The organism is Pseudomonas putida (genome assembly GCA_041879295.1).
Taxonomy (GTDB): Bacteria; Pseudomonadota; Gammaproteobacteria; order Pseudomonadales; family Pseudomonadaceae; genus Aquipseudomonas; species Aquipseudomonas putida_Y.
This window is the reverse complement of the sequence record CP047152.1, coordinates 2,487,333-2,502,376: the sequence shown is the minus strand read 5'-3', so window position 1 is coordinate 2,502,376 and position 15,044 is coordinate 2,487,333. Positions and strand designations below refer to the sequence as shown.

The window sequence follows — 15,044 nt, the reverse complement described above, 5'->3', positions numbered from 1 at the left end:
GATCACCTGAGTCTTTCTCGTGGCAGGCCCACTGCTTTAAAAGATTTCGCGATCGGGGTGCGATCGGACTGCGCCCAGGCACTCACTTCTGCAGACGCTCAGGGAACCGGAAGGCCTCGCAAGCACACAGGAATCCCACCATGAACACCTTCTGCACGAGCTATCACAGCATGGTGCTTCCCGAGTCTCAGCGCGACATACTCGGTATGATCGCGACCAATCATCAACTGCACGACATCCTCACCGCCATCTGCTTGATGATCGACGCCCAGGATCCCGGTACGCTGTGTTCGATACTGCTCACCGATGCGCAAGGCAAGCATTTGCTCAAAGGTGCCGCGCCTGGCCTGCCGCCTGCATACAGCGAGGCGATCCATGGCATGCCCATCGGTCCTCAGGAAGGCACGTGTGGCACGGCTGCATTCCGGCGCGAGCTGGTGGTGACCGCAGATATAGCCCGGGATCCGAGCTGGGAGCGTTTTCGCAGCCTGGCGCTAGGGTACAATCTGCGCTCCTGCTGGTCGTTGCCATTACTCTCGCATCAGGGCTCCGTACTTGGGACATTTGCGCTGTACCAAGATCAGGCGATTGCGCCAAGCGAGATGCAGATCCAAAGGTTGACCTGCGCGGCGCACCTGGCTGCCATTGCTATCCGGCATGAGCGTGACGGCCAACGCCTGGAGGAAAGTGAACAACGGTTTCGCTCATTGTTCACCTACAACCCCAACCCGGTTTTCGCCCTCGACATGGCGGGCAACATCCAGAGTGTGAACCCGGCTGGCCTGAAGCTTAAAGCTGGCGCGGCAACTGATCTTGTCGGTCAACATTTCTCCTACCTCGTTTTCGAAGAAGACCTGCCGCGAGTGAATCAGCATTTTTCCGCGGCCCGCGCCGGTGAGCCGCAGCGATTCGAGGCAAGGGTGCGCGACGAGAGCGACGACAAGCAGTTGACCATGGATATCGCAAACCTGCCGATCATGGTAAATGGAGAGATCGTCGGGGTATTCGGTATCGCTCGGGATATCAGCGAGCAGAAGCATTACGAGCGCCAGCTGAGTATCAGTGCCAGCCATGACGGGCTGACCGGTTTGCTTAACCGCCTGTCCCTGGAAGACCGGCTTGTCCTAGAGTGTCGCAGCAGCCTTCAACGTAAGCGTCAACTAGCGGTCATGTACATCGACCTGGATGGATTCAAATCCATCAACGACTCCATCGGGCACTACTTCGGCGATCAGGTGCTGATCGAGGTGGCACAGCGCATGACTCAGCAAGTCCGTCCAGCTGATGCCGTCGTGCGCATGGGCGGCGATGAGTTTGTCGTTCTGCTGACGGACCTGCTTCGTGACGAAGACGTTGTCCCGGTGGCCGAGCGACTGCTGGAAAGCATTGGCAAACCCTACTGTATCCAGGGCATTGACCTGCACGTCAGTGCAAGTATCGGTATTACGCTAAGCGATGGTCACCTCGAACAGCCGATGCAGCTGATCCAGCAGGCTGACATGGCCATGTACAAAGCCAAGCAACAAGGTAGGAACAACTTTCAGTGGTACACCAGCGATCTTAACGATCGAGTTTGCGAGCACCGAAGCCTACGTAATGACCTACAAAAGGCTATCGAAACTCAATCGTTCAGCCTGCATTATCAACCGCAAATAGAGGCCCACACGCGTCGGGTGGTCGGAATCGAAGCGTTGTTGCGTTGGACGCATCCGATCAAAGGATACATCTCTCCAGCGGTGTTTGTACCGGTGGCAGAGGACAGTGGTCAAATTATCCCGCTGAGCCTCTGGGTACTCGATACGGCGTGCGCGCAGTTGCGCAATCTATGTGATCAGGGTTTCAACGGCATCTCGATGGCCGTAAATATTTCGCCGGTGCATTTTCAGCGCGGTCAGTTCGTTGAATGTATCCAGGCAGTGCTGAACAAATACGGGCTTAGCGCAGGGCAATTGGAATTGGAGATAACTGAGTCGCTCCTGCTGCACAACGTTGAAATCGCAATTGAAACCTTGCACCGCCTTAAAGACTTGGGTGTACGCATTGCGCTGGATGATTTCGGTACAGGATTTTCCAGCCTCAGTTATCTCAAGTGTTTGCCCATCGACAAAATCAAGATTGATCGCTCTTTCATCCAGGATATCTCGGCTAACCCACACGATGCAGCAATTACTCAAGGCATTATTTCCATGGCCCATCACCTCAGCCTGTCAGTGGTCGCGGAAGGCGTGGAAACTGCGGCTCAGGTGGACTTCCTGGAACGTGGTCGATGCGATATTTTCCAGGGATATTACTTTGCTAGACCCATGTCGCATGAGGCACTCAGGTTTTTCTTGGCCGAACAGATAACCTATAATCAACACGTTTATTTAATAACCAAAAGATCGATTCCACTCATGCAGCGTTTTCAGCCTTCGTCGACCAACGTCGAGCAGATCTGATCTACCGGGCGACCGACAGCAAAACCCTGCTGGATCTGCGGCCAAGGGATTACCCGCACCAAGTACCCGTTCAATCAAAGCAGTCATTAGTCCACGGCCACGTCTGTTACAACGGTCAATACAGAATCCAACGTGCCATCGGGCCGATAGCAAAATTGCACATGAACGGATTTTAGGGGGCAACAGGGTTGCTGTTCCGCCAACCATTCATTCAGCGCCCCGACCAGAATACGGGCTTCGACGATGGCGTCTTCCGTACCGTCAAAAACCAACATTGCCATGGTTATTTCCTCAGTTTGACGGGTTGATATCCTCTTGCTGCTTTGTGAGCGATGCCCATCATTGGCAGCACCATGGGGACCCTGGCTTCCTGTATCGAACACCTCCGATTGCACGATGATTCACACCGGGCTTATTGCCACTACACCGCCGCCCTCCGTAGCAACCAGTCTGCAACTTTAGGTGGCTTCATTCGCAACAGGGTCCGATATGATCAGTTGGGTACATTAGGCGGGCAGAGCCGCCTGCCGAACCCGAGAATCAGGAACGACTCGCCTTTGGAAGCTCAATCAATCAGCTAGGACATGGTGGTGTTGGCGCGCTGGATATTGACGTTCGGCATGCCGAGAGTTTCAGCCTGGATAGGCTGAGTTAACAATTTCTTAGCGCCAGAGCCTGGTCGCTTGGGTCCATGCCTGTGGATCAGGCGCAAACGGCACAGGACAAATGTCAGAAGTCTTGCGCAGTCGGACGCAGAACAATCTCGTTGATGTCGACATCTGCAGGTTGCTCGATCGCATAAGCGATGGCCCGTGCAACCGAGTCAGCCGGGATGGCCTTCTTGTAAAATTCGCCAACGACCTCGGCGCTCGGCTGGTACCCGCTGCCGAACTTCAGTTCGGAATCCACTGCGCCCGGTTCGATAGTCGTCGTGCGAATATTCGCGCCGACTTCATGACGCAGGCCATCGGAAATGGCGCGCACCGCGTACTTGGTGCCGCTGTACACCGATCCACCGGGGCTGAATACTTTGATGCCGGCGACCGAAGAAATGTTGATGAAGTGACCGCTTGCCTGTTGTTCGAAAAACGGCAATGCGGCCGCGATGCCATACAATACGCCCTTGATGTTGATATCGATCATACGATCCCACTCGTCGGTGCGCAGTTGCGAAATCGGAGAGATCGCCATCAACCCTGCGTTGTTGATCATTACATCGATGCGACCGAATACCTCGACTGCCTTGGCAACCAGCGCAGACAAGTCCTCCTTGCGTGTCACATCGGTCGGATGGGCAATCGCCTTGCCGCCTGCAGTGGCGATCTCCGCGACAATCGCGTCCAGACGGTCCTGGCGCCTGGCGCCAAGCACCACAAGGGCGCCGAGCGCCGCCAGATGACGCGCCGTTGCTTCGCCTAGACCGCTACTCGCACCCGTGATGACGACCACCTTATCCTGGATGTTCTTACTCATATTCAGCGCTCCTGTTGAGACCTGTCGGGATGGAGACTGCAGTCTGCGCTGGTTTTATTCGTCAGAGAATGGAAGTGTTAGGATTTGAGAATTCCATTTTCTGGAACGGGAGTTGAGGGCTATGCCTAATCGCATGGAACTGATTCGGATATTCACAGTGGCCGCACAATCGACCACGTTCCGCGATGCAGCCACCCGCCTCGGCACCTCACCGCAGACGGTGACACGTGCCATCAAGGAACTGGAGAGTACGCTGGGTGAGCTGTTGTTCCACCGCAGCACACGGCAGGTTCATGTCACCACTTTTGGTGCCAAACTCGCCTTGCAGGCCCAGGAAACCTTGGACCGGGTGGATCAGTTGTTTATCACCCACAGCAAACAGGAGGCTAAAGGCGTTGTCGGCATCACGGCCCCACACGCCATTGGCAAGCTGTATCTGGTCGAATTTCTGAAACCGCTGATACGGGAAAACCCGGGCCTGAGCATCGACCTGAGCCTGGATGACCAACTCACCGACGCGGTGGCCAACAAGATCGACATCGGTATTCGTGTCGGCGCGGTGCGTGATAGGCGCTATATCGCTAGAACAGTGGCCCATGTCAGCCTGAAAATCGTTGCGGCCCCGTCACTCCTCGCCACCGTGCACCGCCCTGGCAGCATCGAAGAACTGAAACGCTTGCCGCTGTCCATGCTGATTGATCGAAAAAACGGTCGCCCCTGGCCGTGGGTGCTTGCCGAGGGGCGAACGTTTCTGCCTACCTCCCCTGCCTTCAGCTGCGATGACCCGGAAACCGAGCGAGAGATCGTTCTGGCCGGAATCGCCTTTGGGCAAATGCCCGATTACTTGGCAGAACCCTACCTGTCTGAAGGGCGCCTGGTCGAGGTCATGCAACAGGAAGCGCCGCCGCCTTCCGAACTGATCATGTACCGTCCTCAATCAGGGCCAGTGGCACCGCGAGTGAGGCTGATATACGACCACCTGGTTAACTGTTTCTCTGATCCGCGTGCTTTTGCGCGGACCAATCGCTGAGTTCGAAGGGACGCTCGAGTTTGCACTACGCTTATATTTCGAATATTATCGAATTATCGAATTATAAGCCCTCGGAGAAAATTGACTGTCGACCGGACACGTCGTTTCAAGGATGGTGGATTGGACTTGCTCAGCGTCAGTTTCGGGCTCAACATCGTTGTATAGAAAGCCCTCAAGGCCTAGGTTTCACGACGCGAAGCTACCGATGGTATGGGTTGAATAGCCTCGGCTAGGGACCTACGCACGCTGAGCGTCAGCGAAGACGCGCTTAAGGACTGCAACCGGACCTGGAGATTATTGGCCGGGCATATCTCGGCAATCCTGATTGGTCCAATTTCGCCGCTCATGAGTTGGGGGCAGGGAGCGTGTGACCTGGACTTGCCCGATCTACTGGTTTTAACGCTACAAGTGCTCTCGCCGGGTGAGGACGCTCGCACGGCCTTCGAGATCAATATTGATTGTCAGGCCGTCACCTGGAGAGCAGTTTCGGGCCGCACGGCCTCTATTCAGACGTGTCGGTTAGCGAGGTCCCATTTTTTTTATGCATATCGGCCGGAGGTTTGATGAACACCCCTTTAACACTGATTGCCACTTTGGTCGCAAAGGCAGGCTTCGAAGCCGAGCTCGAGCAGACGCTGCGGGCCCTGCAGGGTTCAAGCCGGGGCGAAGTGGACTGTATCCAGTATGACTTGCACCGTGATGCCGAGCAGGCGCGCACTTTCCACATGATCGAGCAGTGGCGGGACGAGGCGGCGCTAACGGCTCACGAAGCGACAACACATTTTCGAGCAGCGCTCCCGCTCATCGAACGTGCTGCTGAAAAATTTTCGATCACGAAAATGCATCGCATGTCCTGAGGAGCTTCGAATGAAAGCCATTGCACACTTTAAATGTCTGCCTATTGAACATCCCGACGCCTTGGTGGAGATCGATATACCCGAGCCAGTGCCAGGGCCGCGCGACTTGCTAGTAGAGGTAAAGGCCGTGTCGGTCAATCCTGTCGATACCAAGGTACGGCAGGGCTATGTGCCGCATGCGGACGAAAGCCAGCCGCGGATCCTCGGCTGGGACGCTGCCGGGGTGGTCAAGTCGGTCGGCAGCGACGTGACGTTTTTTAAACCCGGTGACAGAGTCTGGTACGCGGGATCACTGATCCGCCCGGGGAGCAACAGTGAGCTGCAACTGGTGGATGAGCGTATCGTCGGTTCAATGCCACAGTCGCTGGAATTCGGCCAAGCTGCGGCATTGCCACTCACTTCCCTGACCGCTTGGGAATTACTCTTTGATCGCCTAGGTATTGCACGGGATCCCACCGACCGAGGAGAAACACTGCTGATCATTGGCGCTGCAGGCGGGGTAGGTTCAATTCTAATTCAACTGGCGCGTCAGCTAACAGGGTTGACGATCATTAGTACGGCTTCGCGCCCTGAAACCCAGGCCTGGGTTACCGAGCTTGGTGCGCATCATGTCATCGACCATACCAAGCCACTTAGTGAAGAACTAAAGCGCATCGGTATAGCGCAGGTCAGCCATGTCGCAAGCCTGACCCAGACCGATAGGCACTACGAACAAATCATCGAGTCACTGAAACCTCAAGGCAAGCTGGGCCTGATAGATGATCCGGCCACCCTTGACGCCGTGCCGCTGAAGCGCAAGAGCCTGTCGTTGCACTGGGAGCTTATGTACACCCGCTCGCTCTACGAAACAGAGGACATGCAGGAGCAGCGCAACATCCTTAACGAAGTTGCGCGGCGGATTGATGCGGGTAACTTGCGCACCACAGTTGGCGAAAACTATGGGCCCATCAGCGCAGAAAATCTTCGTCGTGCCCATGCTCTGCTGGAAAGCGGAAAGGCGAAGGGGAAAGTCGTGCTGGAAGGCTTTTGAGGGAGTTGATTAAAACAGCTTATACCCCTGTCCAGTTACCTTGAACTCGTCCCTCGAACCTCAGGCATCTGTACGATACCTACGCCTTGGACTGCGGCTCGGTTTAGGGCGTCTAGGTCAGCAGTGACAAAACGTGGAGAGTGAGGAACCTCCACTCGATCCCCAGAGGGACCGATAAAGGCCCAGCGGTGGTCGCGGTTGGCTGGAGCCAGGTCCATGCTCGGCAATCCGATTAGATCAATCTGGGACTTCCAAATCAATGCCTTCGACCAATGAAGGCTTCGCCACAAGCTTCTGGTAGCTCTCGCCAAAAACTTTGAGGAACGTAAGCGTCCGCCCAACTCACCTTGCGTGAGCTGGGCCGGAGTCCACTGACGGGGTATCAGCCCCTCCTTAGTGGCCTCTTTGTCAGCACCGGTACCCTAGCGAGACTGCGCTGCTTGTTGACCGGAATACGTTGCAGCACACTAAGCGTCCATCGTAAGGAGACGCCCCCACATGAAGGACACGCCTAGCATCCCCCTGATTATCCTCGATGTTCAGGATGCTATCGATCAGCCTGTTTGGAATGGTAAAAGCCACCCTGGCTATTTGTCCGTAATCCAGCGCCTTCTGCGGCACTGGCGATCAAATGGCTGGCCTGTCCTTCATGTGAAGCATGATGAAGAGAATCCCACCTCCAGCTATCACGTTCAGCTGACTTTTGTTCGCCGTGTGCAGTTCGAAAAACTTGCGACGGGCATGAGCCATGCAGCCGATTTCAGTGATGCCTTGTTCAAAACCAGCTTTGTAGCCAGCGAAATCATCGCAAACCAGCTTGCCGTTCCAGTCGCCCAGGAAGTTACTTGCATGTTCGCCGGCACGGCTTGGGCTGAAGTCGTAAACCACCGCATTAAGCGCCGAAAACGGCGTCGTGCTGTAGGCCCAGACATAGGCCCGGTGGGTTTTCTTCTCGCCCGGCGCAAGCATTTGCACCGGTGTTTCATCGGCGTGGATTACGCCCTTGCTCAGCACCGCTTCACGCAGTGCATCGACCAGTGGCTGGAGTCGCACGCCAGTTTGCCCAACCCACTGGGCCAAGGTCGAGCGAGCGATGGCCAGTCCGGCGCGACCAAAGATTTTCTCCTGCCGGTACGCCCTCGCCTACCCGCGCTCCGTGCACGACATTAGGCCATCTCTCACCGTCCAGACTTCCTTCTGCAGGCATACTTTGTATCGTCGGCATAATAGCCCAGCGCGTGCAGTAACGGGGACCTCGAAAGCAGCCGACGTTTCTGCTGATCAAGGTGAGTAAACAAAACATCACCAGCGGTACCGACGTCCATCGTTTGGACTTAATGCATCATACAGTGAGTGAAGAACAGCAGTTGCTGTGGATGATCAATGCACTTGATTACCTTGACCAAAGACCTTCTCCGCGGAAGCAGCGAGGCATACAACCAACTTTCACCAACAGGAAGTGAGACAAGGCAACGTCAGCCAAACGGCGGCCATCTGATACCGTTTTTCATGTTGAAACTGAGCCTTTTTTTGATTCAGTGCTCTACAGAGTGCGCGTCCGCAGCACGGTTGGACAGTGATCGGCCGCCCACTATTGCTGACTCTCTGAAGAACGAACGATCTCGAGAGTCTTCAGGAATCACCTTGAATAGTCATGAGAGCTTCCACAGCAAGACATTCTCCGAGTCGCAACGTGACGTCTCGGTATGATTTCGACCGACCATCACGGCGCAGCGATCACCTAAGATATTACATCTACGGTCCATCACCTAAGTCTGATCATGGTTGCCGAAGCAGTGGAAACTGCTACTCAGATATATTTCCTAAAGGGCAGTCATTGGAATTTTCCAGGGTATCATTCTGCCAAACCGATGCCGTACGCAGAAACCTGAGCTTTCCTGAGACATCCAGCGCCCCATCCCGTTCCGAAAATTCTGTCTGCTCCCAGTCCTGAAAATCAGACGCTAAGGTAATTTCCCAGACTCCAACGCAGAACTCCCTTTCCCCAGGCAAGGTGCTCCCTTCGCATTTCTTACACACTCGGCTCTGACACTATTGCGTTGCACACCACCAAGAGCCGCACAAAATGACTTGCTTCCAACCTGCTACAAAAGCCAGGCCGGCCAAATTATGTCGGAGATTCGGCGACCTTGGTGATCGCTCAGAGCAGCTATCTGGCCGAAGACCAACGTGTTCAACGAACTGTTCTTTCGTTTTGGCTAACTGGAGCAGGCCTGCAAGCATGCGCTACGAAAGGTCTCGCTGAACTTGAAGCTTCCGCGCAGTTCCTGCACACCCATTGAATGCTTTGTGGTGCTGGTCAGTACACGCGCTCCATAGGCATTCATGAAGTGCGGGTCAATTACCGGCTCTCTATGCACTGCATACGGGCATGGCCCGCGCAGGCAACCTATTGCGTTCGCGTAGACGAAGGATTCCGGCGGTAACTATGGCATCAAGCAAGGGGTTTCCCTTACCTGATGATCGGCCTGGCGTGATTCATTAAATTTGGAGATGGTGTCATGCGAAAGCTTGGCTTGAGCTTCCTGGTAATTGGAATTTTTGGACATCTATCAGCATTGCTGTGGACATATGCATCCTGGGGACCAATTTGTCAAGACAACCTAGACAATTCATCCATCCAGCAAGAAGTGACAAAGTTTGAACAACTGATCGATGATGTCGACAATAAAATTACGACAGAGCTCAGTGGAATATATTTTGACGCGCTCGCGCACCTTACGCAATACGAGTCCCAAATGCCCGATCCAATCGAGGCTGATTCCTTACAGCTTTTAATCGAAAAGCCAGTTGCAACACCTGAAATTAAGCCGCCTTCATCGCCTGCATCGACTCACAAATGGATGATTATTATCAGCGCTCTAATTACTTTTTTCGGCCTGCTTCTGGCACTCTTCGTGCGTAAAAAGAACATTGATCCGCAATGGCATGTCTTTCGCACCGTGCCAAATTCGCTGATCACATTGGAGCGCAGGTGCTTGACGTGTGGCGGCTACATTTCCCCCCCTAAAAATAAAGCTTCAACCATACCTACATCCGGTCTATGGGTGGTCGAAATTGCAATGAACACACCCAACCGCCATCGCGCAATAAAAGCAATTCAAAATCTATCGCTGCCGATAGCCCGTAGAGAAAACAACTTTGTCGTCATCGGGCCTTATAAAAAAAAGCAGGACGCGGCTCGAGTAGTGAAAGAACTGAGTGAAAGTCATGGCATTCGAGGATGGGTAATGCCAGGTAATTGACAAATCCCGAGCGCTGGAGCGTCCAAATAATCATCCAAACATTGCATGAACAACGAAAACCCTTGATAAAAAAAGCTTGAAGCCTAAATTTACCTAAAGAAATCTCCGGACATCAACCTATGGATTCTGGAAGTTCATCCTGCAGTGGGTAGCCGAATCCAATAAAAACTTGAATTAACACATGAAAACCGCATGAAATAGATCCATTTTTCACTAGGGAATCTCCGAACAAGCCTTCAGTTATGCGAGAATCCCCGCAACACCTGATCCGAGCCGCCCATGAGCCAGATGAGCTTTTCCGACTTTGAGTACGCCGGCAAGCGCAAGCAAACCCGCCGAGAGCGCTTCCTCGCCGAAATGGATCAGGTGGTGCCCTGGGCAGGCCTGCTGGAGCTGATCGAACCGTTCTACCCCAAGGCCGGCGGCGGTAGAAAACCCTATCCTCTGGAAACCATGCTGCGCATCCATCTGTTGCAGAACTGGTTCTCCCTGAGCGACCCGGCCATGGAAGAAGCGCTCTACGAAATCACGCCCATGCGCCAGTTCGCACGCCTGACGCTGAGCGCGCCAATCCCCGAAGACACCACGATCATGAACTTCCGGCACTTGCTGGAGAAGCATCAGCTCGCACCGGCAATCCTTGCGGTCATCAATGGTTATCTGCAGGAAAAAGGCCTGTCGCTGCGCCAAGGCACCATCGTCGATGCCACCATTATTCATGCCCCCAGCTCGACCAAAAATAAAGAAGGCAAGCGTGATCCCGAGATGCACCAGACCAAGAAAGGCGGTCAGTATTTCTTCGGGATGAAGGCGCACATCGGTGCCGATGTCGAGTCCGGCCTGGTGCATCACGTCCATGGCACCGCTGCCAATGTGGCCGATGTCACGCAGGTGGCTGAACTGCTGCATGGCGAAGAAAACGCCGTGTATGCAGATGCCGGTTACACCGGTGTCGAAAGGCGCGAAGAGCATGAAAATCGGGGGGTGATCTGGCAGATTGCAGCGCGTCGCAGCACCTATTCCAAGCTGAACCAGCGCAGCGTACTGTACAAAGCCAAGCGCAAGATCGAGTTCTGCAAGGCTCAGACACGGGCCAAGGTCGAGCATCCGTTTCGCGTGATCAAGCGGCAGTTTGGTTACGTGAAAGTACGTTTTCGTGGGCTGATGAAAAACACGGCTCAGTTGACCACGCTGTTCGCCCTGGCAAACCTGTGGAGGGTTCGAAAACAGCTCATGGGTATGGGTGAGGTTCGCGTTTAACACGGAGAACCGGTCGAAAAAGCTCTCCGTACATGATTTTTCGGTCACTTTTCGTCCAATAACGCTGTAGGTGCCTGGAAAATTGCAACTTGCCGCGGCTGCACGACAAGTTGATCGGAGCATCCCTAGACAACTGATAGTATCTATAATTTTTACCTATTAATCCACAAGCTTTAATAGGGAGGGCTGAATCCATGACGGGAATATCGCTCAATACCCCTGCACATCTCGGTTCAAACCGTCGCATAGCAATCCACAACACGCCGATACTGGCTGGGTGAAGCTCCGATGTGCTGACGGAAAAACCGAGTGAAATGACCTTGCTCAGAAAACCCGAGGTTCTCCGATAACAGGCCCAGCGTACCACTGCGCTCACGCCCTAGCCAGGCAAAAGCCCGGCGCATGCGCGCGTCATTAAGCAACAGCGTCGGCGTCATACCGGTATCTTTCTTAAACAACGCAAAGAAGTGCGCGCGCGACAGACCACATGCCCGCGCGGCGTTATCGATGGGGTTCGGATCGTCCAGGTGTTCGAGCAACCAGACGATGCCACGGCGAACGCGGGCGTCCCGGAACTCACGTGAACTCGGAACACCAAGTACCGACAAATGACGCCAGCTGGAAAAGTCCTCGATCAGTTCGATCAAGAAGTCGAACAGAATGAATTCCATACGTTCTTTCGGCACGATCCCGCAGCTATGCGCTTCAGCGACCAGGGTATCGGCCAAGGTGCGATTACGACTCGACAACTCGATACAGGAATGGGAAAAAAAATCCGGCCGACCGCTGAGCGCCAACGACTGCTGGGCTGTGGCCAGCCAAGCAGGCTCGATGTAGAGCGCCAGGATTACTGTTGCCTCCCCGCCCGGCTGCGGGTCGTAGAAATGCGGCTCCCAGGCGTTGACCAGCACCGCTGTGCGATCGCTGAGTGGAACACGCCGTCCGTTGACGTTGAAGTAAGTGTCTTTACCGGACACTTTGATCAGCACATGGCACTCGGAATGGGTGTGAATGACCAGCGAACGATCCATATTCAGCAAGGCGACCCGGCCAAACCTGCCGTGGAAAACCCGTTGGGCAATGGACATCAGAGTCCTCCGCTCGCTTTAAGCGATATTGTTACCGGCGACAATAAACGATCATCGCGGGGTCTATCTGTTTACGAACCCCAGCGATAACTCATGTTTCAGCAATATTTGGCTAGCCACTATCGCGTGCGAATGCCCGAAACTTTATAGACTGTTGGTTGACGAAAAAGGCTCAGGTGATCGAAAAGAAGCCGCATCAGATAGGACCGCAATTGGTCTTTAGCTGCCCCCCTACAAAGGACTGCGTTGGTTCCAGACAGTGTGAAAACGCAGTAATACCATCGAAAACTGAGAGTCGCGCGGATTGTCCGTGGGATCAGGCTCCGCTGGCACTCGATGCAGATCACGAAGGGGTGATCCGGTTCGAAGTTGACGATTGTCAGAACCGCGGCACCCGGCCACGTCACAACGGCTTCAGGCACCTATGCACGTGATGGGAGGCAACATGAACATGCAGCAGCCTGAACAACCGCGCATGGCTGCTGCCGGACAGCTACGGACGACGTCATCATGAATGGGCACGATCTGTATGCCGATCTCAAGGATGTGCTGAGTCGTTACCGAATGAGCGGGTAACTAGCCTGGGCTAATCCTGGAGCCGTTTTTCCGCTAGGTAGTCTCTCCATGAGGGCATCACCATCCCGCCCTTCGATCTCCCTTGCCAAAAATCGGCGCGCCGACTGAGCGCCCGCTCCTCCCTGCTTCAATGGCAACCGCTGCCCTGTAACCGAGCTACGTTCTGATCGATGCGGCCTTGGATCGTGCGCAAGGTGTCTGGCGTAATGACCTGTGGGTACAGGTTCTCGGCGATGCTTGAAAACTGGCTAGCCACCTCACAAATGCCGTCAATCATTCTGCCTGCAACCTCCGGGGGCACCTCGGCTTCCTCGGCAAGCCGAAGCATTTGTGTGCGGGTAATCGACAGGGCCTCCCCCATTACATCCATCTGGTGATATCCACCTGGCCCCTCGCAAAAGGTCACATCGTAGGCCGGCGACAGTCTCCAATGACCGTCCTGCGACATGACGTAGGCAAAGTTCTTGGGATGATCATCTCTGTTGTTGAACGCTACATTGAAGACGGCACGTTCGAAGGCCACCGCCATCTCTCGCACGTCGTTGGTACACATCTGGGTTGCCCGCAGGAAATTGACGTAGTCCAACACGCCTGGAGACCGGTAACTCGCCCCCGTGAAGGCCGCGAGGCTTTGCATGGGCACGCGCAGGCCATCCTGACGATCAAATCGCTTGCTGGCAAACGCCGCCAACCCATCAGGCAGGCTGAAGTACTGCGTGTCAGGGGTCTCGATACCGCACATGCGCAGGCATTCGGCGTAGACCATTTCGACAGCGCACACCTCGGCATGCTCTTCCTTGGCCGGGAACTTGACCAGCCAGGCCTCGAAGCCCGCCGTCACGGCAGTTGTAAACCGGCCAGTTTCGGGATCACGATAGACGAGGGCCTTAGGCCTTGCACCTTGAGGCGAGCCACCCACCAGCAGCAACCTCTGCAGGAACTCACCGCCGTCTCCATGGAGCACTTCCTGCACTTCGGCGGCTAGCTGCTCCAGCGGGATGTGGACTTCAGACGCCTGCCCTTCGGGCGCCACGGGTTCAAACGTCATGGCCCCCATGGCATTACCACCGATATAGGCCAGCCGTTCCAGTGAGCCGATGCGCGCTGTGGTGAGCCCGCGGCGCCTGAACATACGGTCCATCAGCAACATGCCCCATCCATCCGGCAAGGCGTCGTAAACAGGCCCTGGCAAGTACAGTTGGTGGTCTGGAAAGTCTCGGCGCAGTTGAGCCCCCTCCAGCGGCAGCGTGTAGGACGACAGCTCCAAGCCCCTTTGCCTGGCTTCATTGCTGTACTCGAACACAATCAGTGGACGACCGGTCAGGGCAGTCGTGGAGACCAGCGTGCCCCATTGCCATCGCTCCCCCCACCCTTCGTAGAAGACGTTCACCTGCTCAAGCATTGCCGGGCTTCCTCTTGGTACGAAGACGATTGGCGCTGTTTTCGTAGCGCCGGATATCCTCGATACTGTCCAGTTTTGGCAGGAACAGGCCTTCCAGTTCCTTGGTCCGGCCAAGCGCCATCGCCACCCGAACAACGTTCTCGAATCCGACATTGCGCCCGGCTTCAAGGTTGGACACTGTGTTTGTAGCGATGCCGGCACGCCCGGCCAAGTCCGCCTGTGTCATGTCCCGCGCCAAGCGCTCTGTGCGCAAGCGATCGCAGAGGCGCTTCACGACCTCACTCGGCTTGCTGAAGCTTAAATCCAACATAGTGTATACCTAGCCCGCTCTGTGCCAGTTAATCCACAAAATTATAGAATTAACGCCCGGCCCTATCAAGCGAGCTAATTCCCTTAATTTGCGCCTTATCGCTTAGTTTCTACATTTACCCACAATTTAGTGGATTTACGGACGCTCTGCACAGAGGCTTCGTCGGCGGTTTGAAAGGGTTTGCACGATCCAATACCCAAGCCATCCCGAACCTTTTATAGCGCCACGTGCATGTGGGCATGAAGGCAGTGTCGCACGCCGTGCTGATGGTGTTCGCGCAGAGCATCATGGGAACCGCTGAAACCGTCTACCCT

10 protein-coding genes and 3 pseudogenes are annotated in these 15,044 nt (G+C 55.0%); 7 read left to right on the top strand and 6 right to left on the bottom strand.

All coding sequences use genetic code 11. From position 1 onward, the window contains the following. Positions 1-140: 140 nt before the first annotated feature. Positions 141-2,306 (top strand): annotated as a pseudogene (locus GST84_11310) (EAL domain-containing protein). A 218-nt stretch (positions 2,307-2,524) separates the two neighbouring features. Here GST84_11310 and GST84_11305 read toward each other — a convergent pair. Next, positions 2,525-2,719, bottom strand: a complete 195-nt coding sequence (locus GST84_11305) for a hypothetical protein (protein ID XGB12928.1) — start codon at positions 2,717-2,719, stop codon at positions 2,525-2,527. A 448-nt stretch (positions 2,720-3,167) separates the two neighbouring features. After that, complete coding sequence (locus GST84_11300; GenBank protein ID XGB12927.1) at positions 3,168-3,911, bottom strand: SDR family NAD(P)-dependent oxidoreductase; 744 nt, start codon at positions 3,909-3,911, stop codon at positions 3,168-3,170. Between the two features lie 121 nt (positions 3,912-4,032). On the opposite strand from GST84_11300, the gene GST84_11295 reads away from it, so the two are divergent. The 4 genes and pseudogenes from GST84_11295 (at position 4,033) to GST84_11280 (ending at position 7,521) form a co-directional block, all read left to right on the top strand. Then, complete coding sequence (locus GST84_11295; GenBank protein ID XGB12926.1) at positions 4,033-4,941, top strand: LysR family transcriptional regulator; 909 nt, start codon at positions 4,033-4,035, stop codon at positions 4,939-4,941. A gap of 563 nt (positions 4,942-5,504) precedes the next feature. Beyond that, a complete protein-coding gene (locus GST84_11290) occupies positions 5,505-5,798 on the top strand; it encodes an antibiotic biosynthesis monooxygenase (protein ID XGB12925.1) in 294 nt (97 codons plus the stop codon). A gap of 10 nt (positions 5,799-5,808) precedes the next feature. Beyond that, the gene (locus GST84_11285; protein XGB12924.1) at positions 5,809-6,828 is read left to right on the top strand and encodes a zinc-binding alcohol dehydrogenase family protein; all 1,020 of its coding nucleotides are present in this window, start codon (positions 5,809-5,811) and stop codon (positions 6,826-6,828) included. A 498-nt stretch (positions 6,829-7,326) separates the two neighbouring features. Further along, a pseudogene (locus tag GST84_11280) lies at positions 7,327-7,521 on the top strand (isochorismatase family protein). Here GST84_11280 and GST84_11275 read toward each other — a convergent pair. Next, positions 7,522-7,962 (bottom strand): annotated as a pseudogene (locus GST84_11275) (transposase). A gap of 1,388 nt (positions 7,963-9,350) precedes the next feature. Between GST84_11275 and GST84_11270 the strand changes: the two are divergent. Both GST84_11270 and GST84_11265 read left to right on the top strand, forming a co-directional pair. Further along, positions 9,351-10,094 (top strand): SPOR domain-containing protein, encoded by a 744-nt coding sequence (locus tag GST84_11270; GenBank protein XGB12923.1) that lies wholly within the window; start codon positions 9,351-9,353, stop codon positions 10,092-10,094. Positions 10,095-10,373: 279 nt separating this feature from the next. After that, entirely contained in the window at positions 10,374-11,354 is a 981-nt protein-coding gene (locus tag GST84_11265) for an IS5-like element ISPa41 family transposase (protein ID XGB12922.1), read from the top strand. 233 nt (positions 11,355-11,587) lie between these two features. On the opposite strand, the gene GST84_11260 is transcribed toward GST84_11265, so the two are convergent. The 3 genes from GST84_11260 to GST84_11250 all read right to left on the bottom strand — a co-directional run bounded on the left by GST84_11260 (position 11,588) and on the right by GST84_11250 (position 14,730). Further along, positions 11,588-12,442: a helix-turn-helix domain-containing protein gene (locus GST84_11260; GenBank protein ID XGB12921.1), complete on the bottom strand. Its 855-nt coding sequence runs from the start codon at positions 12,440-12,442 to the stop codon at positions 11,588-11,590. A 703-nt stretch (positions 12,443-13,145) separates the two neighbouring features. After that, complete coding sequence (locus tag GST84_11255) at positions 13,146-14,420, bottom strand: type II toxin-antitoxin system HipA family toxin (GenBank protein XGB12920.1); 1,275 nt, start codon at positions 14,418-14,420, stop codon at positions 13,146-13,148. Next, on the bottom strand, positions 14,413-14,730 hold the full coding sequence (locus GST84_11250) for a helix-turn-helix domain-containing protein (GenBank protein ID XGB12919.1): 318 nt from the start codon (positions 14,728-14,730) through the stop codon (positions 14,413-14,415). The genes GST84_11255 and GST84_11250 overlap by 8 nt, the downstream gene beginning before the upstream one ends. Positions 14,731-15,044 lie beyond the last annotated feature (314 nt).